Consider the following 23,117-nt stretch of genomic DNA (forward strand, 5'->3'; position numbering starts at 1 on the left):
CGGACAGGGGCTCAGGGTTGGGCCGGTTCGGGCACCCTGACAACAGGCAAGATCCGTCATCCACCGCTATCCTCCTGTCCGGGCGGGGAAGGGCGGGCGGCAGGCCAGCGCAGGCATCGGAGCCGGCGCGTGCCAGCCCGTGGCCAGCGGCGCGCCGTTCGGCTAAACCGCCGGTCCCGCCGCGGTTTTCCCGAGGAGCCCCGCCCGATGATCAGCCCGATCGTGTCCGTCTCCCGTGCGGGGCCGCCCCCCGGCACGCCATCCCTGGTGGATGCCCTCGAGAGCGGCGCGGTCCTGATGTTCCCCGACCTCGACTTTCCCCTGAGCGCCTTCGAGGAGCGCTTCGTCCAGCGCCCCTTCGCCGACGGCAAGGCCAAGAACGTCAACATCCGCGGGGCCGAGGCCACCCTGCGGGGCGCGGCCGGCACGCCGGAGGAGCAGGAGGCCCTGCGCCAGGTCCTCATCCGCTACCGCGGCTTCGCCGAGGCGCTGGTTGCCCAGCACCTCCCGGCCTATGCCGGCAAGGTCTCCTTCGCCGGCACCTCCTACCGGCCCTTCGAGGTCGACCGGCGCAAGCTGAGCTGGCGGCGCGACGACACCCGGCTGCACGTGGACGCCTTCCCGTCGAACCCCATCGGCGAGAAGCGCATCCTGCGCATCTTCCGCAACATCAACCCCGATGGCCAGCCGCGCCACTGGCGGGTCGGCGAGGATTTTTCCGCGATGGCGGAGAAGTTCCTGCCGCGCCTGCCCGGCTACTCGCCGCTCTCGGCCCGGATGCTGGCGCTCCTCAAGATCACCAAGGCGCGTCGGAGCGAATACGACCACCTGATGCTGCACCTGCACGACGCCCTGAAGCAGGACATGCGCTACCAGGAGACCGCCCCCCAGGCCGACGTGCATTTCTCGCCCGGCCAGACCTGGGTGACCTTCTCCGACCTCGTCATGCACGGCGCCATGGGCGGCCAGTACATGTTGGAGCAGACCGCCTACCTCGCGGTGGCCGACCAGGCCCGCCCCGAGCGCAGCCCGCAGCGCCTGCTCGCCAAGGCCCTCGGCCGCCCCCTTCGCTGACGCCTCGAACCTCGTAAGGCCGGAGACTCCCATGATCCTCGAAATCGCCCAGATCGACGTCAAGCCCGGCATGGAGGCCGAGTTCGAGGCCGGCATCGCCAAGGCCGCGGCGATCTTCAAGGCCGCGAAGGGCTGCCGCAGCTTCGCCGTCCGCCGCTCCATCGAGAAGCCGCAGCGCTACCGCCTGCTCATCGAGTGGGAGACCCTGGAGAACCATACCGTGGACTTCACGGGCTCGCAGGCCTGGAAGGACTACCGGGCCATGGTCTCGCCCTGCTTCGAGGCCCCGCCCAGCGTCGAGCACACCGAGCTCGCGCTCCAGGCCTTCTGAGGCCGCCTCACCGTCCGGAGCCGCGCACCAGCCTCTTGATGCGGTCGTCGAGCCTGCCGATCCGCGCGCGCACACCGCGCGCGGTGCAGCTCGACAGGGTCTCGCCGGCGAAGAAGCCGAACTGCTCGGCGCGCTCGCGGCAGGCCAGGACCGGCGGCAGCGCGATCACCAGGACGAAGGGCGCCGTCAGCAGGACGAGGTTGAGGAGGAGCGACGGCGCCCAGCCGAGGGTGAAGCCGCGGCTCGGCGCCTCGGACTCGGCCTCGCGGATGCGGCGCACCGGCCGGGGCGTGCGCAATCCGTCGCGGATGGTCGCCTGCCGGATCTGGGCGGCCGCCGGGGTCGCCGGTCCCTCGGCCGGCAATTCGCCCCGGATCCGCGCCTGCGCGCCGAGGTCGTCCGTGGTCAGTGTCTCCGATCCGAGGTTCACCGCGCCCTCCCGCATCGATCCATTCCGAGCCCGGTCACGCGCCGCTACCGCAGGCCGTTGGCGACGGTCCGGAGGTCGCCCTCGAGATTGAGGACGCGTCCGGCGAGATTGCGCCGGGCGCAGGCGGTGTTGTGCACGATCTCGGGAAGCCAGGACCCGCGCGCCGCCGCGCCCTGGCAGTCCATCAGGAAGCCCGCCCCGAGCAGAAGCGTCATCGGGCCCAGCATCAGGGTCAGCTTGAGCATGCGGCCGATGCCGAATCCGCCGCGGCGGCGCCGGGCCGAATCGCGGGGCCGCCGCACCGGCTGGTCGTCCGGCGAATCGTCCGGCGAGTCGTCCGGCTCCTGGTCGCGCGGTCCGAACTCCCGTTCGTAGTAGGCTTCGAGCTTGCTGCGCTTCATCGGTGAGCGTCCGCCGACCCGGCTCGTGCCGGACTCATCGACCCCAGGGTCGCGCGAACACGGATAAGGTCCGCCTAACGGCGGGGTCGAGAAGCCCACGACCTCGACGCGTGCTTTCGGAATACTGAACGCGATGGCTGCGTTCGCGCGCGATCCCGGTGACATCCGCCCGCGGACTGCGTACCTAGGATCGACGCACGCCGAGCCGTTCCAGCCGCCCCCTGTCACCGAGCGATCCTCGCCCATGATCCAACGCCCCCTCCGCATCGGCACGCGCGGAAGTCCGATGGCCCTGGCCCAAACCGGGATGGTCCGAGACCGGATCGTGGCGGCCAATCCTGGCCTCGAGACCGAGATCGTGGTGGTCAACACTGTGGCCGACCGCATCCTCGACCGGCCCCTGTCGGAGATCGGCGGCAAGGGCCTGTTCACGAAGGAGCTGGAGCAGGCGCTCTACGCCGACGTGGTCGACGTCGCCGTCCACTCGATGAAGGACGTGGAGACCTGGCTGCCGGACGGGCTCGTCATCGCCTGCATCCTGGAGCGCGACGACCCGCGCGACGCCTTCCTGTCGCCGCGGGCCTCCGGCTTCGCCGAGCTCCCGCCCGGGTCCCGGGTCGGCACCTCGTCCCTGCGCCGGGCGGCGCAGGTCCTGATGCGCCGGCCCGACCTCCGGATCGTGCCCCTGCGCGGCAACGCCAACACCCGCATGCGCAAGCTGGAGGAGGGCACCTGCGACGCCACCCTGCTGGCGCTCTGCGGCCTGGAGCGCCTCGGCATGGCCGACATGGCCCGGAGCGTCCTCGAAGTCGGCGAGATGCTGCCTGCGGTGGCGCAGGGCGCGCTCGGCATCGAGTGCCGCGAGGCCGATGCCGCCGTGCGCGCGCTCTTCGCCCCCCTGGTCTCGGCCCGTGCCACCGCCGAGCTCGAGGCGGAACGCGGCCTCCTCGCCGAGCTCGATGGCTCCTGCCGAACGCCCATCGCCGCCCTGGCGCGGATCACCGGTGATACGCTCAGCCTCGACGGCCTGCTGTTCCTGCCCGACGGAAGCGCCCACTGGGCGGTGCAGCGCTCCGGGGCCGTCGCCGACGCCGCGCGGATCGGCCAGGAGGCCGGGGCCGAGCTCAAGCGCGCGGCGGGCGACACCTACGCCCGGCACCTGCAGTAGGCGCTCACGCCAGGCTGCGCTCGATCGCTTCCTCGTCGCAGATCACGCTGGCCGCCCGGCGGTACTCGATGCCGAGGGGCCGGGTCAGGATCGGGGGCTTCGCCCGAGCGGTGAAGGCGTCGAGGAAGACCCGCATCACGTGGTCGACCGCGGCGGGCGTCACGGAGCGCAGGTCGTCGTCGTAGTAGCGCGCCGCGTTGGCGGTGCTGGTGACGATCTCGTAGGCGGGAAAGTAGACGGCCCGCGGCTCGGCGGCGACGATCTCCTCGGCCGCCGCCCGCAGGGCGGCCTTGCTGTAGGTGTTCGACACCAGCACGTGCCGGTCCGCATAGGTGGCGATCAGGGGCACCGGCGAGACGGTGAGGATGACCCGCGCGCCGGGATTGACCGCGAAAAGCCGCTCCAGGAATACCAGCATGTCGTCGCGCACGTCACACGTGCGCGCATTGACGAAGGCGTAGGTCTCGGGGTCGAAACTGCCGCCGACGACGCCGGGCGCCACCGGCAGCATGGCTCCGTCCGGCCGGTGCATCCAGCCCTCGGTCAGTCCCAGGGTGAAGACGAGGACGTCGAGGCTCTCGAACATCGCCCGCACCGCCGCGAGGTGCCGAAGGCGGTCGGCCTCGAGCGCGGCGCCGTCGGCAAAACCGGTTGGCTCGATGCCGGGGCGGAACGGGTCCACGAGACGTCCGTCCGGACGGGTCCAGTCCGGCAGGGCAGGGGTGTAGGTGCCGTAGGCCCGGTCGAACAGCTGCAGGAGCTGCCGGGCGGTGTAGATGTTGCCGTAGCGGGCGGAGTAGATGCCGTATTGCCGCTCGGCGGCGGCCTCGGGCGTGATGTCGGCGGGAGCCGCCTCGGCGAGGTAGTGCCCGAACCCCGCCCCGGTCAGCGCGCGGGCGACGTGCTGGGCGAAGCAGGAGCCGGCCGTCGCCACGCGGGCATCGGAGCCGATCGTGAAGTGCCCGCTCGGGCCGGGCGCCAGGGCGAAGGGCGGGACGCCCGCCACGACCTTGCGCCAGAATCGCTCGGCCGGTAGATCGGCGTAAGGGTTCCTCACCAAGGCGGCATCTCCATCCGATCGCTCACGCCATTGCCGCACGCGTCCCCCGAGACCACGACCCTGGCCAACACCACGATCTCCGGCTCCCTCGCGGCGCGGGCGGCCTCGCTCGCTCGCCCGGTCTCTTCATGGCGATCCTGGGCGAGAGCATGGCGCCGGTCCAGCGACGATGCCATCGATCCGTCGCGGACCGGACCGCGCATCGCCGTGCTGGGGAACTGCCAGGCGGAGGGCGTCGCCCAGTCCCTGTGCCTGTTGCTCCCGCAGGCCCGGGTCGAGCTGGTCCCGTTCGACGGCCTCGGGCGCCGATACGGCACCCTCGAGCGCCTGAAGGCGCACCTCGCTCCCTTCGATCACGTCTTCACGCAGTTCTTCTCCGAAGGCTTCATCCGTGGCGGCAACGCGCACGCCCTGGGCGAGGGAGACCCGCGCCTTCGCCTGTATCCGACCATCCTGTTCCCCGGCTACCAGCCCGACATGGTCCTCGTGGGCGACGTCGGCGCGCTGTCGGCGGCGCGCCTCGTCGCCTCGCCGGTGGGTCCCTACCACTCGGCCATCGTCCTGTGCGCCTATCTCGAGGGGCGGGGGCCGCGGGAGACCGCGGAACTGTTCCGGGACACCACCTATGCGCAGCTGGGCTTCTACGAGGCCTGGAACGTGGCGGCGGCCGAACTTCTCGGCACCGCCGGCGACCTCGGGTTCCCGCTGGAGTCGGAGCTCGCCCGATGGTCGCGACGCGGCTGCTTCATGCACGTCCTCAACCATCCCAAGCTGTTCGTCCTGGCGGACATCGCCCGTCGCCTCGCAACGGAAGCGGGCCTGAATCCGAGCCCGGCATCGGTCGAGGATTACCTGCCGGACGATCTCGCCACCGGTGCGGTCTGGCCGCTCTACCCCGATCTCGCCGCACGCTACGGCCTGACGGGCACGATGCTGTTCAAGGACCGGGGCCGCCGGGGCGGTCCGAAACTCTACGACCTGCCGACCTTCATCGCCGCGAGTTTCGCGATTTACCGGCGTCACCCGCCGGAAGCGCTCGGCTGCCTCCGGGTCGAGGGCTGGCGCGCCAACCCGGCCGTGCGTGCGCTGTTCAGGGTCTGACCGCGCCCGAACGTCAGATGGCCGCGCGCAGGACCGGCGGATCCGCCTCGGGATCGCGCATCATCGAGGTGGCCAGATCGACCACGTCCTGGATCCGGAAGGGTTTGGCCAGGAAGACGCTGTCCGGCACGGCGCGCCGGTCGTTGCAGCCGCTCGTCGATGCATAGATCACCGGACGATCCGGGTTGAGGGTGCGGAAAGCCTGCGCGACGGACCAGCCATCGATGAGCCCGGGGAGATTGATGTCGGTGAGGAGGAGGGCGAAGGCGCCGCCGGCCGCGGTCCCGGCCTGACGGATGGCCGCCACCGCGGCCTCGCCGCTGGAGACGGAGACAACTGCGATGCCGTTCCGCTGGCACAGGGCGGTCAACATTTCGAGAAGGAGGTAATTGTCCTCGACGACGAGGATCTGACGCCGAGGCATGGATCGCACCAACTCTTTGCACGATCGCCTTAGTCCTGTATCGGTTAACTGCCGATCAACAGACGCGACGGTCGGCGAAGTCTCACGCCCCGCTCTGTTCTGGACGATGCCATGCCGGACCATTCGACCCGAGAAGCCGGGAGGTTCGTGGTCCAGGATGCGCCGGACCGGCCCGCACCGCCGGTTTATGATTCCCGCACCCTGGAGGAACTGGAAGGCATCTTCGGCCGCACGCGGCTGATGGATCTCCTCGACCGCCTCAAGACCGAGATCGGCGAGCGTCTGCAGGCGCCGGTCGCGGAACGCGCTGCCCTCGGCCAGGATGCCCACACCCTGCTCTCGGTGAGCGGCTCCCTCGGCTTCCTCGATCTCTCCAGCCGCTGTTCGGAAGTGGAGCGAGCCTGCCTGCAGGGGGCAGACCTCACGGCGCCGCTGGCCGCCGCGCGGAAGTCCGCGGCCACCGCCGTCGCGGCGATACGGGCACTCCAGGACCGAACCTGAGACCGAAGGCCGGTCGCATGTTGCAGTGCGGCCACGCCTCGACCGCAAGTGCAGCCGCGGGTCCGGACGTCGCGCCGATGCCGCAATCGAGTCCGATCCCGGAACGGTCGAAGTCGCGCCTGCGTGTCGCGAGGCTTTGGCCGATTTCGGAAAGGTTCGCTCAGGGTTGACGGAACCTTCGCTTAACCGAGACCGCATAAGAACCGCCGATGTGGCCCCGAGGGGGTCCCGCGAGGCGACGTCGCCGGCCTGATCGTCATCGATCCGGCGGCCGTGCCCGAGGAGAACAGGATCATGTCCATGATTGCGCGCTTCCGCGTGTTTCCGCTGGCGGCCGCCCTCTGCGCCGCCCTCAGCGTCGCCGCCTGCACCAACGACAAGGACCTCGCCGATGCCTCCGGGTTCGGTGCCGGCGGCATGAACGGTGGCGCCAACACCCCCGGCAGCGCCCAGGACTTCGTGGTGAACATCGGAGACAGGGTCTTCTTCGAGTCGGACTCCACCGACCTGACGCCCACCGCCACCGCCACGCTCGACAAGCAGGCGAACTGGCTGCAGCGCTACCCGCGCTACACCTTCCTGATCGAGGGCCATGCCGACGAGCGCGGCACCCGCGAGTACAATTTCTCCCTCGGCGAGCGCCGCGCCCAATCGGTGAAGGACTACCTCGCGTCCCGCGGCATCGCGGGCGGCCGCATCCGCACCGTCTCCTACGGCAAGGAGCGCCCGGTCGCCGTCTGCAACGACATCTCGTGCTGGTCGCAGAACCGCCGGGCCGTCACCGTCCTCGACCGCGGCGCCGGCTCCTGAGGTCTGGATGCGACAGGTCCCGGGGGCTCGACCGCCCCCGGATCCCTGCATGCGAGGTGGCGCGTCGCGACATGGCCGCATTTTTGCCGCGGGGGACAGCATTTGCTATCGGCGGGCCGCGATCCTCGCGAGCGCACTTCCGCCCCCTCGACCACCGGTGACGACCGCCATGCTTGCCCGTCTTCTCCTCGCGACCCGTCTCGCCGCCGCAGCCGGACTCGTCTCGGGATCGATCCTGTGTGGATCGTCGGCCCCGGCGATGGCGCAGGACGCGTCCGACTTCGTCGTCCGGCTCAACCGCCTGGAGAACCAGTCGCGCCAGACCGCCGGACAGATCGAGACGCTGCAGTACGAGAACCGCCAGCTCAAGGAACAGCTCCGCAAGTTCCAGGAGGACGTGGAGTTCCGTCTCCAGGAGGCAAAGGGCGGCCGTCCGGCGGTTCCGGCCAACTCCAATCCGGCCCCCGCCAAGGCGCAGAAGCGCAGCGACGCCTTCGATCCGAGCCACAATCCGGGCCAGCCCGGCGCGCCGATGCAACTCGGCACCACGACGCCGAGCCCCTCGGTCGTCGAGGCACCACGCGCCCGCAGCGTGCCTCCGACCGTCGTCGAATCGGACGACGACGAGCCCGGCCTGACACCGCCCGGCCTCGGCGGTCCGGTCGACCTGACGCCGCCCGCCCGCGTCCCGACGACCGGCGCCCTGCCGACTCCGCCCCGGGCCGGCAGCGTGGCCGCCACGGGCTCGGGGGATGCGCGCGCAGACTACGAGGCCGCTTACGCCTACATCCTTCAGCGGCAGTACGAGCAGGCCGAGATGGGTCTGCGCCAGTTCATCCAGTCGCATCCGCGCGATGCACTGGTGCCGTCCGCGACCTACTGGCTCGGTGAGAGCTATCTGCAGCGAAACCGCAACCGCGAGGCGGCCGAGCAGTTCCTGAAGGTCTCCACCGACTATGCGCGCTCGGCACAGGCGCCCGAAGCCATGCTGAAGCTCGGCGCTTCGCTCAATGCGCTCGGTGCCCGCGAACAGGCCTGCGCGACGCTCGCCGAGCTCGAGCGCAAGTTCCCCTCGGCCAGCGCCAGCGTCCGTCAGGGCGTCACCCGCGAACAGAAGCGCGCACGCTGCGCCTGACCGCGCGCGACTCCGCGGTCGAGGCCGCACTTCGCTCCCACCTGACCGGTGGACCGGTCCTCCTCGCCGTCTCCGGCGGCCCGGACTCCACGGCGCTGATGGCCGCGGCCGCCGCGATGGACCCCGCTCCAACCTTCCACGTCGCCACGGTCGACCACGGCCTGCGACCGGAGGCGGCCGCGGAGGCCTCGGCCGTCGCGCGCCTCGCCGAGACCTTCGGCTTCCCGCATCGAACCTTGTCCTGGATCGGGCCGAAGCCGGTGCGGGGGGTGCAGGCGGCTGCCCGCACCGCTCGCTACGGCCTCCTCGCGACGCATGCCGAATCCATCGGGGCCGCGTTCGTTCTCACCGGTCACACCCGCGACGATCAGGCGGAAACCGTGCTGATGCGGCTCCTGGCCGGCAGCGGACCGGCCGGCCTCGCCGGCATGCGCGCCGAGCGCAGGCTCACCCGATCGGTTCGTCTGGCAAGGCCCTTCCTCCACCTCTCTAAGGCGGACCTCGTCGCCTATTGCGAGGCGCGCGGGCTCGCGTTCGCACGCGATCCATCCAACGTCGACGACCGCTTCGCCCGCGCTCGCCTGCGCCAGCTTGTGCCGGCTCTCGAACGCGAGGGCCTGAGCACGGACCGGCTCTGCCGCCTGGCCGCGCGCTGCGCCCGCGACGAGGCCGCCCTGCGCGCCCTGGCAGAGGCGGCATTCGAAGCGGCGCTTCGGGACCAGCCGGCCCCGGGCCTGCGCCTGAGTGGCGCTCACCTGGGCACCCTTTCGGACGCCGTGCTTCTACGTGTCGCGAGCCTGGCGGCGGAGCGGATCGCCCCGGGCGGTCGGGAGCGGCTGGACCGGCTGGAGAGCCTCGTCCTCGACGGGCTCCGACCGGCCCTGCACGCGGGTGTGCCACTTCGCCGGACCCTGCGCGAGGTCCTGTTCGAGCTGACCCGAACCGGCGATCTCGTCCTGATCCCGGCGCCGCCGCGACGGGCGAGGGGATCTTCGTAACCCTCCCGATCGATGCGGCCTTGCCGCGGCGGCATGGCCATGGCACCGCCATCCCCTTCGACTTGGCAAGGGGTGACTCGCTGCCTACATTGGCGGGGAGCGTCAGGAGCGACCCGCCCCATTTCGCGCGGTGGGCCCCGATGCCTCCAGGGATTGATCGATGAACCCGAACTTCCGCAATTTCGCCTTGTGGGTCGTCATCTTCCTGCTCGTGCTCGCCCTCGTGACCCTGTTCCAGAACCCGGGTCATCGTGGGGGCGGCTCCGAGATCGCCTACAGCCAGCTTCTGAACGATGCCGATTCCGGCAAGATCCAGACGGTTGTGATCTCCGGGCAGGACGTCAGCGGCACCTATGTCGGCGGCGGCAACTTCACCTCCTACGCCCCCAATGACCCGAGCCTCGTGTCCAAGCTGCAGAGCAAGGGCGTGCAGATCACCGCGCGTCCGCCCTCGGACAACACGCCGTGGTTCATCCAGCTGCTGGTGAGCTGGCTGCCCATCCTCGTGTTCATCGGCGCCTGGATCTTCCTTTCCCGCCAGATGCAGTCGGGCGCCGGCCGCGCCATGGGCTTCGGCAAGTCGAAGGCCAAGCTCCTCACCGAGGCCTCCGGCCGCGTCAGCTTCGACGACGTCGCCGGCGTCGAGGAAGCCAAGGAGGACCTTCAGGAGATCGTCGAGTTCCTCCGCGATCCGCAGAAGTTCCAGCGCCTCGGCGGCCGCATCCCGCGCGGCGTGCTCCTCGTCGGCCCCCCTGGCACGGGTAAGACCCTGATCGCCCGCGCGGTCGCCGGCGAGGCCAACGTGCCGTTCTTCACCATCTCGGGCTCGGATTTCGTCGAGATGTTCGTCGGCGTCGGCGCCTCCCGCGTGCGCGACATGTTCGAGCAGGCCAAGAAGAACGCCCCCTGCATCATCTTCATCGACGAGATCGACGCGGTCGGCCGCCATCGCGGTGCCGGCCTCGGCGGCGGCAACGACGAGCGCGAGCAGACCCTGAACCAGCTCCTCGTGGAGATGGACGGCTTCGAGGCCAACGAGGGCGTGATCATCATCGCGGCCACCAACCGGCCCGACGTGCTCGACCCCGCGCTGCTCCGTCCGGGCCGCTTCGACCGCCAGATCATGGTGCCGAATCCCGACGTCGTCGGCCGCGAGCGCATCCTGCGGGTCCACGTGCGCAAGGTGCCGCTGGCGCCGGATGTCGACCTGAAGGTCATCGCGCGCGGCACGCCGGGCTTCTCGGGCGCCGACCTCATGAACCTCGTCAACGAGTCCGCGCTCCTCGCGGCCCGGCGCGGCAAGCGCATCGTCACGATGCACGAGTTCGAGGACGCCAAGGACAAGGTGATGATGGGCGCCGAACGACGCACCCTGGTCATGACCGAGGACGAGAAGCGGCTCACCGCCTATCACGAGGGCGGCCACGCCATCGTCGCCTTCAACGTGCCGGCCACCGATCCCGTCCACAAGGCGACCATCATCCCGCGCGGCCGGGCGCTCGGCATGGTCATGCAGTTGCCCGAGCGCGACAAGCTCTCGATGTCCTTCGAGCAGATGACCTCGCGTCTCGCGATCATGATGGGCGGCCGCATCGCCGAGGAGATGACCTTCGGGGCCGACAAGGTGACCTCGGGCGCTCAGTCCGACATCGAGCAGGCGACCCGCCTCGCCCGCATGATGGTGACCCGCTGGGGCTTCTCGCCCGAGCTCGGAACCGTGGCCTACGGCGAAAACAACGACGAGGTCTTCCTCGGCATGTCGATGGGTCGCCAGCAGACGGTCTCGGAGGCCACCGCCCAGAAGATCGACGCGGAGGTCCGTCGCCTGGTCGAGACCGGGCTGGAGGAAGCCCGCCGCATCCTCGGCGAGCACAAGGACGACCTCGAGGCGTTGGCCCAGGGTCTTCTCGAATACGAGACCCTGTCCGGTGACGAGATCAAGAACCTGATCGCCGGAAAGCCGCCGATCCGCGATGCGGGCGACGGGCCGACCACGCTGCGCGGATCCTCGGTTCCCTCCGCCGGTCGCGGTCGCCCGCGTGGCAGTGACGGCCTGGAGCCACAGCCACAGGCCTGATCGCCTCGTCGCGATCGTCCCACCATCACGAAGCGCGAGCCCGCCCCTGGCGGGCTCGTTCGTATCGAGGCACTCCGAACGATACGCCGGATTTGTTCCGCCCCGACGAGGTCCGCATACGGGATCTTCAGGACCGGCCACGAACCTCGTATCGAAGCATCGTCACCGACGGCGAGCTGAAGGATGGCGTCTTGAGGCGAACTCGGCTCCCCTACACCGAAGACAGAAGACGGGACGCGAAGCTCATGTCGCGCAAGTATTTCGGCACGGACGGCATCCGGGGCCGGGCCAACGGCGTCATCACGCCGGAGCTCGCTCTCAAGGTCGGTCAGGCAGCGGGCCTGATCTTCCAGCGGGGCGACCATCGCCATCGCGTCGTGATCGGCAAGGATACGCGGCTGTCCGGCTACATGATCGAGACGGCGCTGATCGCCGGCTTCACCTCGATGGGCATGGACGTGCTCCAGCTCGGACCGATGCCGACGCCCGCGGTGGCGATGCTGACCCGTTCGATGCGCGCCGACATCGGCGTGATGATCTCGGCCTCGCACAACCCGTTCGAGGACAACGGCATCAAGCTGTTCGGGCCGGACGGCTTCAAGCTCAACGACGAGGTCGAGCGCGAGATCGAGGCCCTGATCGACGGCGAGTTGCACAAGCGCCTCGCCGGCCCGCGCGACCTCGGGCGCGCCAAGCGCATCGAGAGCGTGCACGCCCGCTACATCGAGTTCGCCAAGCGCTCGCTCCCGCGCAACATCACCCTCGACGGCCTGCGCATCGTGGTGGACTGCGCCAACGGGGCGGCCTACCGCGTGGCGCCCGAGACGCTGTGGGAGCTCGGCGCCGAGGTGATCGCCATCGGCGTGGAGCCCGACGGCTTCAACATCAACCACGATGTCGGGTCGACAGCGCCGGCAGCCCTGGCCGCCAAGGTCCGGGAGCTGCGCGCCGATATCGGCATCGCCCTGGACGGCGACGCCGACCGCGTCCTCATCATCGACGAGAAGGGACAATCCGTCGACGGCGACCAGCTCATGGCCGTGGTCGCCCGGTCGTGGAAGGAAGACGATCGCCTGACGCAACCGGGTCTGGTCGCCACGATCATGTCCAATCTCGGTCTCGAGCGCTTTCTCGGCGGTATCGGCCTCAACCTCGCCCGCACGGCCGTGGGTGATCGCTACGTGCTCGAATACATGCGGGAGCACGGCTACAATCTCGGCGGCGAGCAGTCGGGACACATCATCATGTCCGACTATGCGACCACCGGCGATGGCCTCGTGGCCGCCCTGCAGCTCCTCAGCGTCGTCAAGCGCCAGGAGCGACCGGTGAGCGAGGTCTGCCACTGCTTCGAGCCGTTGCCCCAGGTTCTCAAGAACGTGCGCTACCGCTCCGGCGAGCCCCTGAACGCCGACTCCGTCGTCACCGCGATCGCACAGGCACGCGAGCGCCTGGGCAATTCCGGCCGCCTCGTGATCCGCCCGTCCGGCACCGAGACGGTGATCCGTGTGATGGCCGAGGGCGACGATCGACGCCTCGTCAACGAAGTGGTGGACGACGTCGTGGATGCCGTGGCCAAGGCGGCCGCCTGAAGCGGATCACAGGCGGTCGTAGGCCGCCGGCGCGACCTGCCGCCACGCCGCCAGGAGGGCGGCGAGCAACGTTTCCTCGTCGGCCTCCCACAGATCAAGGCTCGTCCAACCCCGGCGGCCCCAGGCACCGTCCACCGCCTCGAACAGATCGGGCTCGGCCTCGGTCCAGGCTTCCTGTTGCGCCCGTGACAGCCGCAGGACCACGCGCTCCTCGTCCACCCAGAGGGTAGCGAAGATCCGGCCCAGCACCCGAAAATCCGGATGGCCGCTATGCGCGCCCTCGACCACCTCCGGCAGGGCCGATGCGAGGCGGCGGACGTCCTCCGGTCTCACGCTCACGAGTGCCGCATCTCCATGGTAACCGAGCAGCCGACAAGGATATCGCCGCCCAGAACCGCGCGGCAGGCCAGTGGAAGCGTATAGGGGAACAGAGCCCAAGGGACGCCGTCAACGCTTCGGCAAGGATAAGATTTAACGTTAAACCCGATTTAACCCTTGCTGCCCATGATGTCCCTGTCATCCCGCCGGCGTCTCGAGCTTCCGGCACACGGTCGATTGAAGGACATCCGATGCGCCGCACCAAGCTGACTTCCTTGGCGCGCTCGATCACGCTCATTGCGAGCGTGGCAGCGCCCTGCCTCGCCCAAGCGGCGGATCTTCTGCCTCCGCTGCCGCCCGAGCCGCTCCCCCCGCCAGTCGAGATCGGCGGTGGCTGGTATCTGCGCGGGGATGTCGGCGCGGGTGCGGTCGAGGTCAACAAGATCGTCACGCGTCGGCAGGACGGATATCTGCCGCCGACCTATCAGATCGAACAGAAGGCCGTGAGTGGCTCATTCTTCGCGGGTGGCGGCGTCGGTTATCAGTTCAACGCCTTCCTCCGCGGTGACATCACCGGCGAATATCGCGGCGGCAGCCGACTGAACTTCAGCGACAGCACACTCGAAACCCCGACTTACAAGTACTTAGATTACTACAATGCAAACCTTGCGTCTGTGGTTGTCATGGCCAACGGCTACATCGACTTGGGGACGTGGTACGGGGTTACTCCCTATATCGGCGGCGGCGTCGGCTCAGCGTTCCACCACGTCAGCGGGTTCAATGATATCGGCCCTGCCGGATCCGGAATCGCTCGCGAAAAATACTCCTCGACATTCGCATGGTCAGCCCAAGCAGGTCTGGCCTACAGCGTGACGCCCAACCTGAAACTCGAGCTCGGGTATCGTTATTCCAATCTCGGCAGCGTGAAGCTGGGAGCAATCAACTGCTTCAATAATGGCTGCGATCTTCCCTACAGCTACACAGCCAAGGACATCACGTCCCATGACGTGAAGGTCGGCATGCGGTGGCTTCTCGGAGGTGCTGCTCCGCTCGTCGCCAGCTACGCGCCCGAGCCAGGACCTCTCGTTCGGAAATACTGAAGGCGAGGCCCCCAGTCCGGCTCTCAATCGAGAATGGAACCGACGAAAGCAGGCGCGGATAGCATCCGCGCCTGCTTTCGTTGCGATGAATTTTATCTCAACAGATCTAGAAAAGCGTTAAGGTTAAGTCTTTTCTAACACTCGGCTTCTACAGTCACCTGACCGGTCCGCCCTACAGTTTGCAACTGCACCGGCGCATCACGCGTATTGTCTGTATGAGGACGTCATGGCCGCACCGCGATCCTGCACCATTTCGATCCTCGTCGTAGCTTTGGCCGGATCGATGTTCGAACGGCCCGCTTTGTCTGCCGACCTCCTTCCGCCTCCGCCCGCAGCCCCCGTGGTCATCGGGGATGGCTGGTACCTGCGGGTAGATGCCACGGTCAGCGACTACGCGAAACCGCGAGATGCGAGCCATCCCCCGTCCGGATCACCGCCACTGCTCCGCATGGATTTCGAGACCGTGCCCGGCTATGGCGGCGGCATCGGCTACCGCATCAACAACTGGCTGCGCGTCGACGCGACGATCGATCAGCGCAATCCATCCCGCTACACCGCCTATTCGTCCGGCTCGGGGTTCGTCACCGGCTACAACGTCGAGGCGGGCCAGATCGACATCTTGACCGGGCTCGTGAACGTCTACGCCGATCTCGGGACGTGGTGGGGCCTGACCCCCTATATCGGCGGCGGCATCGGCTTCGCCGACAAGGGCTTCGGCAAAGCCTACACGCAGACGACCTGCACCGTGGATTCCTGTGACGGCAATGCGGGCACCGGTGTACGGGATGCGGTGCGGCGTCCGAGCCGGTCGGTCACCTCCCTGGCCTGGGCCCTCACCGGCGGCGTCTCCTACGAGATCGGGGGTGGCCTGAGCCTCGACACCAGCTACCGCTACGTCGATCTCGGCCGCGCGAAGACGGGGCTGGACGCCTTCGGCTTCGATTCGCGCCTGAAGGACCTCGCCTCGCACGAGGTCCGCGTCGGCCTGCGCTACAGCTTCGCGGGTGGTCCGGGTCGTCTCGCCGGCCTCCCGATTCCGAGTTTGAACCGCAATCCGTACGAGTAGGCGAACGCGATTGGAACACGTCTTGACCTCAGGTTCGTCCTCGCCTGAAAGCGCAGAGCAACGGACCGTTAAGGTTACTCAAGTAAAAAGAAACTACAGGCCCAGCCATCTGACCCGTCGGGCTGGTGCCTTGAGGACGACATCGATGCGTACCGTTACCCTCGCGCTCCTGGCCGGATTCACCCTCGGCGTCGTCGCGCCGGCCCACAGCGCCGACCTCGATTACGGTGTTCTGCGCGGCGCCGATTACGAGCCCGAGGTCCAGGTCATCGACTGGAACGGCGTCTATTTCGGTGGGCACGCAGGCTATACGTCGACGGACTTCAACTTCGGAAAAGCTGGTCGGACAGACCTCGAGCAGGCCCTGAGAAGTACGACGATTGAGCAGGAATTCAAGATTTCTCAAAGCAACACCCTTCGTCCAGGCGTTGGGCACGGCCTCTCGTTCGGTGGGTTCGCGGGCTACAACTTTCAGTTCGATGAAGCCGTCGTCGGCTTCGAAGTCGATTACACAAGCCTCAATCAGAAAAGCCTATCCAGCGATAGCATAGGTCGCAGACTTGTATACAATGACGGCACGTATGCGTCATATTTCGTGAGTACGAATTCCCGAGCTGCACTCCAGGATTATGCAACCATCCGTGGTCGCGGTGGTGTCGTACTCGGGTCATTCTTGCCCTACTTCACAGGCGGCTTCGCAATCGGGCGAGCCCATGTCGGCAGCGATGTATTCGTCTCGGTTTCCGAGTTTCAGGACGCACTGCAAACGGTACCGCTTGGCGGCCTGACCCGTTCCGGTGGAACGGTCAAGGAACGGTATGCCCTAGGCGGAACTCTCGGCGCTGGCATCGACTATGCCGTGACCCAGAACATATTCCTTAGGGCGGAGTACCAGTATGTCTGGTTCGCCCAATTCGGGGATCACAAGATGAGTCTCAGCACCTTTCGAAGCGCGCTCGGCGTAAAATTCTGACCGTTATCGTAAATTGTGAGTTCGCGCACAGGTCCGACTGTGAACGTCCGTGTTCGATTCGCTTTTCTCGCAGGGGGCGCGATGCTTCGCTTCGTCTTCTTCGCCAGCGCCGTGATGGTGTCCGCGGGCGCCAGTCCGGTCCGCGCGGGCGGTGAACCCGGCCCGTCCTACCGGCGTCCGCTCCCGCCGCCACAGATCGCCTACCGCGATCCGTCCTACGTCGCACCGCTGCGGCCTGTGTTGATCGCTCCGGCTCCGCGCGCACCGCGGTCCCTCGCGCTCCCTCTCTACAACGAACCGCCGCCTCGCTTCCGGGTGCCCTAAGTCCCCTCAGTTCTCGAGCTCGGTGTCCCAGTACAAGTAGTCGAGCCAGGTGTGGTGATACTCCCGGTGGTCGAATTCCGGCTGTCGGCGGTGCAGTTCGTGCCGCGTCGGCCGGTGCGGCTCGTGAAGCAGCGGCATGTCGGCCTCCGCGGGCGTCCGGTTGGCCTTGCGCAGATTGCAGGGCGAGCAGGCCGCGACGACGTTCTCCCAGCTCGACAGGCCGCCGCGGGACCGGGGCACCACGTGGTCGAAGGTCAGGCCGCCGGCCGGGAGCCGCAGGCCACAGTACTGGCACGAGAAGGTGTCGCGCAGGTAGATGTTGTAGCGGGTGAAGGCGGGGCTGCGGGCCAGCGTCACGTAGCTCTTCAGGGCGACCACGCTGGGCACCCGCAGTGACCGGGACGGGGACCGAGCCTCGACGTCGTAGCTGGCCACCAGGGTGACCCGGTCCAGGAACAGCGCCGTGAAGGCGTCCTTCCAGCACCAGAGGGACAGCGGATTGTAGGAGAGCGGCCGGTAATCCGCATTCAGAACGAGCGTTTGGAGATCCAGCATCGGCGCTACCCTCTCGACGGGTCAACGGAGGGACAACGCGCAGGGGTCGGCCGGCGCATCATCCCGTGTTGGTGAAAGATGGGACATCTCCGCATCCCGGGGCGTCGCCGCACGGACCGGGACAGGTGCGGGGACCGGCCTCCGCACGGGCGCCGGCGGGGCGCGGGAGAAGCGGTCATTGGCCAAAAGCCGTCGCATCGGGCGGAAACGCCCGATTCGTGGCGACGCTCATCGGCGCGGATGGTCGTCGCCACCTCCTCGCACGGGAACGAAAAGGCCAAGTCCATCGGGATTTAGTCTAATATCAGCGTGACACGCTTGTGAAGGTCATCGGCGCTTTCCACGAGGTCGCGCCCACAGGCCCTCGGCCCGGCGGCACCGACCGGCCCCGCAGCACGGCATTCGCTCCAGAACCGGCGCGCCGTCAGCCTTTCGCCCCATTGCTCGGCGATGGGGCGGGACCCGGTCGCTCCCCGCCGTCCCGAGTCGCGCAGGTCCTGCCCGCGCCCTTCGGGCATGCGGGTTGCCAGTGGCCCGACGAGGCGAGGCGCGACGGCGCGCCAGGACCGTGCGGCAGCGCGGCGCGAAAGGATCATCATGGGCGGTTTCCCGAGAGGCCAGACGACCCGCGGCATCCGGAGAACGGCGTTGATCGCCGCCTGGCTCGGCGCCCTCGTCCTGGCTCCCGTGGGTGCGAGCGGGCAGGGCGCGCCCGCGGCACCAGCGCAATCGGCACCGGCAGCCGCGACGCAGCCCTCCCCGACACAGGCCAAACCCGGTCCGAACGCGGCGCCGGCGGACGCCAAGGCGGCGAAGGCGCCGGCTCCGAAGCCGGTCGTGTCCGAGCAGATCCAGAACGTCCGCGATCAGCTCGACAGCGCCAAGGCCGATCTCGAGCAGCGCGAGAAGATCCTGACCGGACCCAATGTCGGCAGCGGCGACCTCACACGCGCCCGCGACGGCATCGAGGCCATCGCCGACAAGATCCGCCACGTCATCGACATCACGACGCCGCGTCTCGAGGCCGCCCGCGAGCGCCTGACCCAGCTCGGCCCGAAGCCGAAGGAGGGCGAGGAGGGCGAGGACGTGGCGCGCGAGCGGACGGAGCGCGAACACGCCGTCGCCGAGATCGACGAGACCCAGCGGCTGGCCAAGTCGCTCCTCGTCCAGAGCGACCAGATCGTCGACCAGGTCTCGAACCGCCGGCGGGCGGCCTTCACCCGCGGCCTGTTCGAGCGCTCGACCGCCCTCGTCAGCCCAGACCTGTGGATGCGGATCGCCGCCGACGTTCCGCGCGACCTGCGCGCGCTGCAGGGCGCGGTCGAGGACACCGCGACCCTGTTCGCCCGCAACGGCACCATCGGCAACCTGCTGCTGCTCGGGATCGCCTTCGGCATCTCGATCGCCCTGTATTTCGGCCGGCGCAACATCGCCCCACGGTTCGGGCGCCGCGACGCCAAGGCGGTCGACCCCTCGCCGCGCCGGAAACTGCTGGCGGCCTGGCGGGTCTTCCTGCTGGGCACGATCCCGGCCTTCATCGGCAGCTACGCGGTCTACTACGCCCTCGACGCGACCGATCTCCTGCCCCTGCGCCTGCTGCCGGTGGCGGGCGCCATCCTGGGCGGCCTCGCCTTCATCGCCTTCGTGGAGGCGCTGGCCGACGCGCTGCTCTCGCCGGACAAGCCGTCCTGGCGGGTCGCGACCATGAGCGACGCCGCCGCGGCACGGGTGACGCGCCTGGCCGTCGGCATCGCGGTCGTGATCACGGTGGTCAAGTCGATCGAGGCCCTGAATTCGGGTATCTCGGCGGCGCTGCCCGTCTCGATCGCGACCCGGGGCATCGGCGCCCTCGCCACGGCGCTGATCCTGGCCATCGGCCTGCACCGCTTCGCAGACTCCGCCGAGCAGGAGGAAGCCTGCTTCGGCCCCTACGTGGCGCCGGAGGCGACCACCGGCATCGGCGGTCCGGCGCGGCTGCTCGGCTGGGCGGCGGCGGTCGTCATCGCCATCGCTCCCCTCACCGGCTACGTCGCCTTCGCGGCCTTCGTGATCGATCAGCTCGTCTGGACGGCTGGCCTGTTCGTCCTGCTGTTCCTCCTGATCTCCAGCGCCGACACCTTCATCGGCGGCACCCTCGGCGACGACACCAAGATCGCGACCGCACTCCAGGCCAATACCGGTCTGCGCAAGCGCTCGATCAACCAGATCGCCGTGCTGGCGACCGGGCTCGCGCGGGTGGTGCTGGTCCTCGTCGCCGCGCTCCTGGCCCTGGCTCCCTGGGGGCTCGACTCGACGGACGTGTTCAGTTCGGTTCGCAGCGCCTTCTTCGGCTTCAAGGTCGGCGACGTCACGATCTCGCTCTCGACCATCGTGCTCGCGATCGGCCTCCTGCTCCTCGGCATGGCGGTGACGCGGGCGATCCAGCGCTGGCTCGAACAGACCTACCTGCCGGCCACCGACCTCGATGCCGGCCTGCGCAATTCGATCTCGACCATCGCCGGCTACATCGGCTTCCTGCTCACCCTGGCGCTGGCCTTCTCCTACCTCGGACTGAGCCTGGAGAAGCTCACCATCGTGGCCGGCGCGCTCTCGGTCGGTATCGGTTTCGGCCTGCAATCCATCGTCAACAACTTCGTCTCGGGCCTGTTGCTGCTCTGGGAGCGCCCGATCCGGGTCGGCGACCAGGTGCTGATCGGCGACAGCGAGGGCATCGTGAAGCGCATCTCCGTGCGCTCCACCGAGATCCAGACCTTCGACCGCTCGGCCGTGATCGTCCCGAACTCGAACCTGATTTCCGGCATCGTGAAGAACCGGGTGCGGGGCGACCGCACCGGCCGCGTCAGCATCACGGTCAGCGTCCTGCGCAACCAGGACCCGGTTCACGCCGCCGAACTGCTGATGGGTTGCGCCCAGGCGCAGCCGGACGTGCTCAAGGAGCCCGGTCCCCGCGTGGTCTTCCGCAAGATCGGCGACCCGTTCCTGGAGTTCGAGCTGATCGTCATGATCGTCGACGTCAGCCTCAGTCTGAAAGTGCAGAACGATTTGAACCTTACGGTCTTTCAGACCTTGTCGAAGGCCGGAATGATCCCGGATCTCGGGCCGGGCTCCAGCGTGGTCACCGTGCAGGGCCTGGATTCCTTCCAGAGCGCCGTGGGGCAGATCGCCAGCGTGTTTACGCAGCCGCAACGCTCCGGGGAGCAAGGCTCGACGCAGCGCGCCGAGGACCGGCTCGACGAAGCCGAGCCGATGCGCTCGGCGGAGGCGGCCCGGCGGCGCGCAGGAAGCTGACGCGGGACGTTGAGGAGATCGTGACGTGGGGCGCAGATCGCTAAGGGATGTCGGTACCGGCCTCGCGGCCGGCGGCCTTCTGCTCGTCACGGGCTGCGCCACCCCCGAGCCCGTCAACGCCACGCTGCCGAGCCTGTATTGGCCGATGACGACGCAATCGGCGCAGGTGGACACGGCGACCGCCCGCGACATGATCTCGGCCTATCGCGCCCGGAGCGGCGTCGGAGCCTTGCGCCTCGACCCCGAACTGCAGAAGCTCGCCGAGGCGGAAGCCGCCGCGATGGCCGCCGCCGACAAGCCGAGCCGGGCGCAGACGGTGAAGAATGCGGTGGAGCGGCTCGGTTTCGATGCGGCCGAGGCCAATCTCTCGGCCGGCTACCACACCTTGGCCGAGGCCTTCTCGGGATGGCGCGACAGCCCGGCCCATAACGCCGCGATGCTGGCTCCCGGCGCCCAGCGCATGGGAATCGCCACCGCTTACGCGCCCGGCTCGAAGTACAAGGTCTACTGGGCGCTGCTGCTGGCGAAGTGATCTTCGCCGAGCCGAAAAACCGATCTCGACCCGAGGCTTGTGCCGACCTTCGCGACCACGACCTGAAGAGCTGGACGGCCCGGCTGGGTGCACGCCGTCGCGGCCCACGGCGTTCAGGGAAGGGTCTTCATCCGCGGAGTGGGGGAGGTTTCGCTGAGGAGCGTCACCGTCACCCGGCGATTGGCGGGCAGGTAAGGATTGTCCGGAAACAACGGCTCGGTATCGGCCTTGCCGGCCACGGATGCGAAGCGGTCGTCGGGCACGCCGCTGCCGGCGAGGATCTCGCGCACACTGATCGCCCGGTTGGTCGAGAGTTCCCAGGGCGGTGCGGGCGGCCGTGTTCCGGGCCGGTCCGTGGCGGTGTAGCCGGTGATGGCGATTCGGTTCGGCATCTTGCGCAGGGTGAGCGCGATGCGCTCGAGGAGGCGCCGGGTCCGGGCATTGGGTCGGCTCGACCCATCGGGGAACATCGAGGCTCCATCCTGGTCGACGATGGACAGGTCGATCCCGCGCTGCGAGGGCGAGACGACGATGTTTTTCGACAGCTCGGCGATCTCCGGCATGTCCTGCAAGGCCTGGCGCAGGCTCGCGGCCGCGAGGCCGGCCCCGTCCGGATAACCCTTGTCGGGCATGCCCTCGTCGACGTTGCCGTCGACGGCGGGCGGGGTGGTGTGGTCGGACGCGCGTTCGGGCGCGACGTCGCGGCGGAACTTGACCTTGTCGGCGTACGGCAACCCGTCCTTCTCGATGATGCCGGCAAAACGCGACTCCTTGTTGACGCCGAAGGCGTCGCGCATGGAACCGGCCACCGCCTGCATCTTCTTCTGATCCTGGGTCGAATAGGCGGCGATCATCACGAAGAAGCTCATGAGGAGCGCCATCAGGTCGGCGAAGGTCACGAACCAGCCGTGGCCGCCATGCGCACCGCCGCGCTTCTTCTTAGCCATGCGCGTCGCCGCGGCTGGTGCGGGCGCGTGCCATCACGCCGGCTCGGCAGCGAGTTCGTCGCGGTGGTTGTGCGGCAGGTAGGCGATGAGCATCTCGCGCACCAGGGATGAGCTCTTGGCGTCGCGGATCAGCAGGATCCCGTCGATGATCAGCGAGCGCGAAACGTCCTCCTCCTCCAGCTTCACGTGGAGTTTGTCGGCCAGCGGCAGGGTGATCATGTTGGCGATGAGGGCGCCGTAGAGGGTGGCGAGGAGGGCGGTCGCCATGGCCGGACCGAGCTTCGAGGGGTCCGACATGTTCGCGAACATCGTCACCATGCCCAGGATGGTGCCGATCATACCCCAGGCCGGGGCACAATCGCCGAAGGCACGGTAGATCTTCGAGCCCTCGTCGAGGTGCATCAGGAAGTTGTCGCGGTCGCGTTCCATCGTGTCGCGGATGAACTCCCGGTCGTAGCCATCGGCGATGTAGCGTGCGCCCTGCGCCAGGAAGGGATCGGAAATCTCCATGTTCTCCAGGGCCATCGGCCCGGATTTGCGCACGACGTCGGCGATCTTCGTGATCTCCTCGATGAGGTCGCGCGGCTTGATCGCGCGCATCGAGAAGGCATAGCGCAGGCCCATCGGCAGCCCGTGCATCATGGTCGAGAAGGGAAAGCGCATCATCGTGGCGGCGGTGGCGCCGCCGAAGATCACGATGACGGCGTGCTTGTCGAAATAGGCGGCGAAGTTGCCGCCATCGATCATGATCAGGACGAAGACGACGCCGAAGCCGCCGACGAGGCCGATACCGGTTGCGAGATCCATGATCACTCGAGCCTGGGCGGCTGCCCGCATGCCGCGTCGGCGCCGCAGGACGAGGCGCCGTCCCCACGATTACGGAATCAGGTTGAACGAACCGTAAAAACCCTGGCC

At 68.4% G+C, this 23,117-nt stretch carries 23 protein-coding genes; 15 read left to right on the forward strand and 8 right to left on the reverse strand.

The genetic code is table 11. The features are described from left to right. Window positions 1-207 precede the first annotated feature (207 nt). The gene (locus ASF49_RS14970; RefSeq protein WP_056474174.1) at window positions 208-1,074 is read left to right on the forward strand and encodes a Kdo hydroxylase family protein; all 867 of its coding nucleotides are present in this window, start codon (window positions 208-210) and stop codon (window positions 1,072-1,074) included. A 31-nt stretch (window positions 1,075-1,105) separates the two neighbouring features. Then, complete coding sequence (locus ASF49_RS14975; protein ID WP_056474177.1) at window positions 1,106-1,405, forward strand: antibiotic biosynthesis monooxygenase family protein; 300 nt, start codon at window positions 1,106-1,108, stop codon at window positions 1,403-1,405. 7 nt (window positions 1,406-1,412) lie between these two features. Here ASF49_RS14975 and ASF49_RS14980 read toward each other — a convergent pair whose 3' ends face one another. Both ASF49_RS14980 and ASF49_RS14985 read right to left on the reverse strand, forming a co-directional pair. Continuing rightward, entirely contained in the window at window positions 1,413-1,835 is a 423-nt protein-coding gene (locus ASF49_RS14980) for a hypothetical protein (RefSeq protein WP_156653033.1), read from the reverse strand. 44 nt (window positions 1,836-1,879) lie between these two features. Beyond that, window positions 1,880-2,236, reverse strand: coding sequence for a hypothetical protein (locus ASF49_RS14985; protein ID WP_056474184.1), 357 nt, complete (start codon window positions 2,234-2,236; stop codon window positions 1,880-1,882). 244 nt (window positions 2,237-2,480) lie between these two features. On the opposite strand from ASF49_RS14985, the gene hemC reads away from it, so the two are divergent. Continuing rightward, entirely contained in the window at window positions 2,481-3,404 is a 924-nt protein-coding gene (hemC, locus tag ASF49_RS14990) for a hydroxymethylbilane synthase (RefSeq protein WP_056474187.1), read from the forward strand. A gap of 4 nt (window positions 3,405-3,408) precedes the next feature. Here hemC and ASF49_RS14995 read toward each other — a convergent pair whose 3' ends face one another. After that, a complete protein-coding gene (locus ASF49_RS14995; protein ID WP_056474189.1) occupies window positions 3,409-4,464 on the reverse strand; it encodes a GSCFA domain-containing protein in 1,056 nt (351 codons plus the stop codon). Between the two features lie 30 nt (window positions 4,465-4,494). Between ASF49_RS14995 and ASF49_RS15005 the strand changes: the two genes are divergently transcribed. Beyond that, window positions 4,495-5,565, forward strand: coding sequence for a WcbI family polysaccharide biosynthesis putative acetyltransferase (locus ASF49_RS15005; RefSeq protein WP_243214414.1), 1,071 nt, complete (start codon window positions 4,495-4,497; stop codon window positions 5,563-5,565). Window positions 5,566-5,578: 13 nt separating this feature from the next. On the opposite strand, the gene ASF49_RS15010 is transcribed toward ASF49_RS15005, so the two are convergent. After that, window positions 5,579-5,989: a response regulator gene (locus ASF49_RS15010; RefSeq protein ID WP_056474199.1), complete on the reverse strand. Its 411-nt coding sequence runs from the start codon at window positions 5,987-5,989 to the stop codon at window positions 5,579-5,581. 111 nt (window positions 5,990-6,100) lie between these two features. On the opposite strand from ASF49_RS15010, the gene ASF49_RS15015 reads away from it, so the two are divergent. The 6 genes from ASF49_RS15015 to glmM all read left to right on the forward strand — a co-directional run bounded on the left by ASF49_RS15015 (window position 6,101) and on the right by glmM (window position 13,099). Then, entirely contained in the window at window positions 6,101-6,490 is a 390-nt protein-coding gene (locus ASF49_RS15015; protein WP_082511301.1) for an Hpt domain-containing protein, read from the forward strand. A 294-nt stretch (window positions 6,491-6,784) separates the two neighbouring features. Further along, window positions 6,785-7,300 carry a peptidoglycan-associated lipoprotein Pal gene (pal, locus tag ASF49_RS15020; RefSeq protein WP_056474202.1) on the forward strand — a complete coding sequence of 172 codons (516 nt, stop codon included), beginning with the start codon at window positions 6,785-6,787 and terminating at the stop codon, window positions 7,298-7,300. Between the two features lie 169 nt (window positions 7,301-7,469). Beyond that, window positions 7,470-8,435 carry a tol-pal system protein YbgF gene (gene ybgF / locus ASF49_RS15025; protein WP_056474205.1) on the forward strand — a complete coding sequence of 322 codons (966 nt, stop codon included), beginning with the start codon at window positions 7,470-7,472 and terminating at the stop codon, window positions 8,433-8,435. After that, window positions 8,432-9,433, forward strand: a complete 1,002-nt coding sequence (tilS, locus tag ASF49_RS15030) for a tRNA lysidine(34) synthetase TilS (RefSeq protein ID WP_156653034.1) — start codon at window positions 8,432-8,434, stop codon at window positions 9,431-9,433. The genes ybgF and tilS overlap by 4 nt, the downstream gene beginning before the upstream one ends. A gap of 160 nt (window positions 9,434-9,593) precedes the next feature. Further along, window positions 9,594-11,510, forward strand: a complete 1,917-nt coding sequence (ftsH, locus tag ASF49_RS15035) for an ATP-dependent zinc metalloprotease FtsH (protein WP_056221088.1) — start codon at window positions 9,594-9,596, stop codon at window positions 11,508-11,510. 245 nt (window positions 11,511-11,755) lie between these two features. After that, complete coding sequence (glmM, locus tag ASF49_RS15040; protein ID WP_056474211.1) at window positions 11,756-13,099, forward strand: phosphoglucosamine mutase; 1,344 nt, start codon at window positions 11,756-11,758, stop codon at window positions 13,097-13,099. Between the two features lie 6 nt (window positions 13,100-13,105). Here the strand turns inward: glmM and ASF49_RS15045 are convergent, their stop codons facing one another. Then, complete coding sequence (locus tag ASF49_RS15045; RefSeq protein ID WP_056474214.1) at window positions 13,106-13,438, reverse strand: MmcQ/YjbR family DNA-binding protein; 333 nt, start codon at window positions 13,436-13,438, stop codon at window positions 13,106-13,108. A gap of 230 nt (window positions 13,439-13,668) precedes the next feature. Here ASF49_RS15045 and ASF49_RS15050 point away from each other — a divergent pair, with 230 nt between their 5' ends. From ASF49_RS15050 to ASF49_RS15060, 3 genes are all read left to right on the forward strand, one after another. Continuing rightward, window positions 13,669-14,517: an outer membrane protein gene (locus ASF49_RS15050; RefSeq protein ID WP_056474219.1), complete on the forward strand. Its 849-nt coding sequence runs from the start codon at window positions 13,669-13,671 to the stop codon at window positions 14,515-14,517. Between the two features lie 283 nt (window positions 14,518-14,800). Then, on the forward strand, window positions 14,801-15,583 hold the full coding sequence (locus ASF49_RS15055; RefSeq protein ID WP_244472835.1) for an outer membrane protein: 783 nt from the start codon (window positions 14,801-14,803) through the stop codon (window positions 15,581-15,583). 145 nt (window positions 15,584-15,728) lie between these two features. Further along, entirely contained in the window at window positions 15,729-16,556 is an 828-nt protein-coding gene (locus tag ASF49_RS15060; protein WP_056474225.1) for an outer membrane protein, read from the forward strand. A gap of 330 nt (window positions 16,557-16,886) precedes the next feature. Here the strand turns inward: ASF49_RS15060 and ASF49_RS15070 are convergent, their stop codons facing one another. Then, window positions 16,887-17,435 carry an HNH endonuclease gene (locus ASF49_RS15070; protein ID WP_056474240.1) on the reverse strand — a complete coding sequence of 183 codons (549 nt, stop codon included), beginning with the start codon at window positions 17,433-17,435 and terminating at the stop codon, window positions 16,887-16,889. 597 nt (window positions 17,436-18,032) lie between these two features. On the opposite strand from ASF49_RS15070, the gene ASF49_RS15075 reads away from it, so the two are divergent. Together ASF49_RS15075 and ASF49_RS15080 are read left to right on the forward strand one after the other, a co-directional pair. Continuing rightward, a complete protein-coding gene (locus tag ASF49_RS15075; RefSeq protein WP_056474243.1) occupies window positions 18,033-20,723 on the forward strand; it encodes a DUF3772 domain-containing protein in 2,691 nt (896 codons plus the stop codon). A 25-nt stretch (window positions 20,724-20,748) separates the two neighbouring features. Beyond that, on the forward strand, window positions 20,749-21,255 hold the full coding sequence (locus ASF49_RS15080; protein WP_056474246.1) for a CAP domain-containing protein: 507 nt from the start codon (window positions 20,749-20,751) through the stop codon (window positions 21,253-21,255). 113 nt (window positions 21,256-21,368) lie between these two features. Here the strand turns inward: ASF49_RS15080 and ASF49_RS15085 are convergent, their stop codons facing one another. Both ASF49_RS15085 and ASF49_RS15090 read right to left on the reverse strand, forming a co-directional pair. Then, window positions 21,369-22,202 carry an OmpA/MotB family protein gene (locus ASF49_RS15085; RefSeq protein WP_056474250.1) on the reverse strand — a complete coding sequence of 278 codons (834 nt, stop codon included), beginning with the start codon at window positions 22,200-22,202 and terminating at the stop codon, window positions 21,369-21,371. 33 nt (window positions 22,203-22,235) lie between these two features. Beyond that, window positions 22,236-23,009 carry a motility protein A gene (locus tag ASF49_RS15090; protein ID WP_056474253.1) on the reverse strand — a complete coding sequence of 258 codons (774 nt, stop codon included), beginning with the start codon at window positions 23,007-23,009 and terminating at the stop codon, window positions 22,236-22,238. Window positions 23,010-23,117 lie beyond the last annotated feature (108 nt).

Origin of the sequence: Methylobacterium sp. Leaf104, assembly GCF_001422885.1 — a bacterium.
In the GTDB taxonomy this organism is placed as follows: domain Bacteria; phylum Pseudomonadota; class Alphaproteobacteria; order Rhizobiales; family Beijerinckiaceae; genus Methylobacterium.

What these genes read in the sequence shown, in the direction of transcription:
- ASF49_RS15090 (WP_056474253.1), bottom strand. Translation starts at nt 23,009, where the DNA reads ATGGATCTCGCAACCGGTATCGGCCTCGTCGGCGGCTTCGGCGTCGTC.
- ASF49_RS15055 (WP_244472835.1), top strand. Translation starts at nt 14,801, where the DNA reads ATGTTCGAACGGCCCGCTTTGTCTGCCGACCTCCTTCCGCCTCCGCCC.
- ASF49_RS14985 (WP_056474184.1), bottom strand. Translation starts at nt 2,236, where the DNA reads ATGAAGCGCAGCAAGCTCGAAGCCTACTACGAACGGGAGTTCGGACCG.
- ASF49_RS15050 (WP_056474219.1), top strand. Translation starts at nt 13,669, where the DNA reads ATGCGCCGCACCAAGCTGACTTCCTTGGCGCGCTCGATCACGCTCATT.
- ASF49_RS15015 (WP_082511301.1), top strand. Translation starts at nt 6,101, where the DNA reads ATGCCGGACCATTCGACCCGAGAAGCCGGGAGGTTCGTGGTCCAGGAT.
- ASF49_RS15060 (WP_056474225.1), top strand. Translation starts at nt 15,729, where the DNA reads ATGCGTACCGTTACCCTCGCGCTCCTGGCCGGATTCACCCTCGGCGTC.
- ASF49_RS14970 (WP_056474174.1), top strand. Translation starts at nt 208, where the DNA reads ATGATCAGCCCGATCGTGTCCGTCTCCCGTGCGGGGCCGCCCCCCGGC.
- ASF49_RS15070 (WP_056474240.1), bottom strand. Translation starts at nt 17,435, where the DNA reads ATGCTGGATCTCCAAACGCTCGTTCTGAATGCGGATTACCGGCCGCTC.
- ftsH (WP_056221088.1), top strand. Translation starts at nt 9,594, where the DNA reads ATGAACCCGAACTTCCGCAATTTCGCCTTGTGGGTCGTCATCTTCCTG.
- ASF49_RS15010 (WP_056474199.1), bottom strand. Translation starts at nt 5,989, where the DNA reads ATGCCTCGGCGTCAGATCCTCGTCGTCGAGGACAATTACCTCCTTCTC.
- pal (WP_056474202.1), top strand. Translation starts at nt 6,785, where the DNA reads ATGTCCATGATTGCGCGCTTCCGCGTGTTTCCGCTGGCGGCCGCCCTC.
- ASF49_RS15085 (WP_056474250.1), bottom strand. Translation starts at nt 22,202, where the DNA reads ATGGCTAAGAAGAAGCGCGGCGGTGCGCATGGCGGCCACGGCTGGTTC.
- ybgF (WP_056474205.1), top strand. Translation starts at nt 7,470, where the DNA reads ATGCTTGCCCGTCTTCTCCTCGCGACCCGTCTCGCCGCCGCAGCCGGA.
- glmM (WP_056474211.1), top strand. Translation starts at nt 11,756, where the DNA reads ATGTCGCGCAAGTATTTCGGCACGGACGGCATCCGGGGCCGGGCCAAC.
- ASF49_RS15075 (WP_056474243.1), top strand. Translation starts at nt 18,033, where the DNA reads ATGGGCGGTTTCCCGAGAGGCCAGACGACCCGCGGCATCCGGAGAACG.
- ASF49_RS14975 (WP_056474177.1), top strand. Translation starts at nt 1,106, where the DNA reads ATGATCCTCGAAATCGCCCAGATCGACGTCAAGCCCGGCATGGAGGCC.
- hemC (WP_056474187.1), top strand. Translation starts at nt 2,481, where the DNA reads ATGATCCAACGCCCCCTCCGCATCGGCACGCGCGGAAGTCCGATGGCC.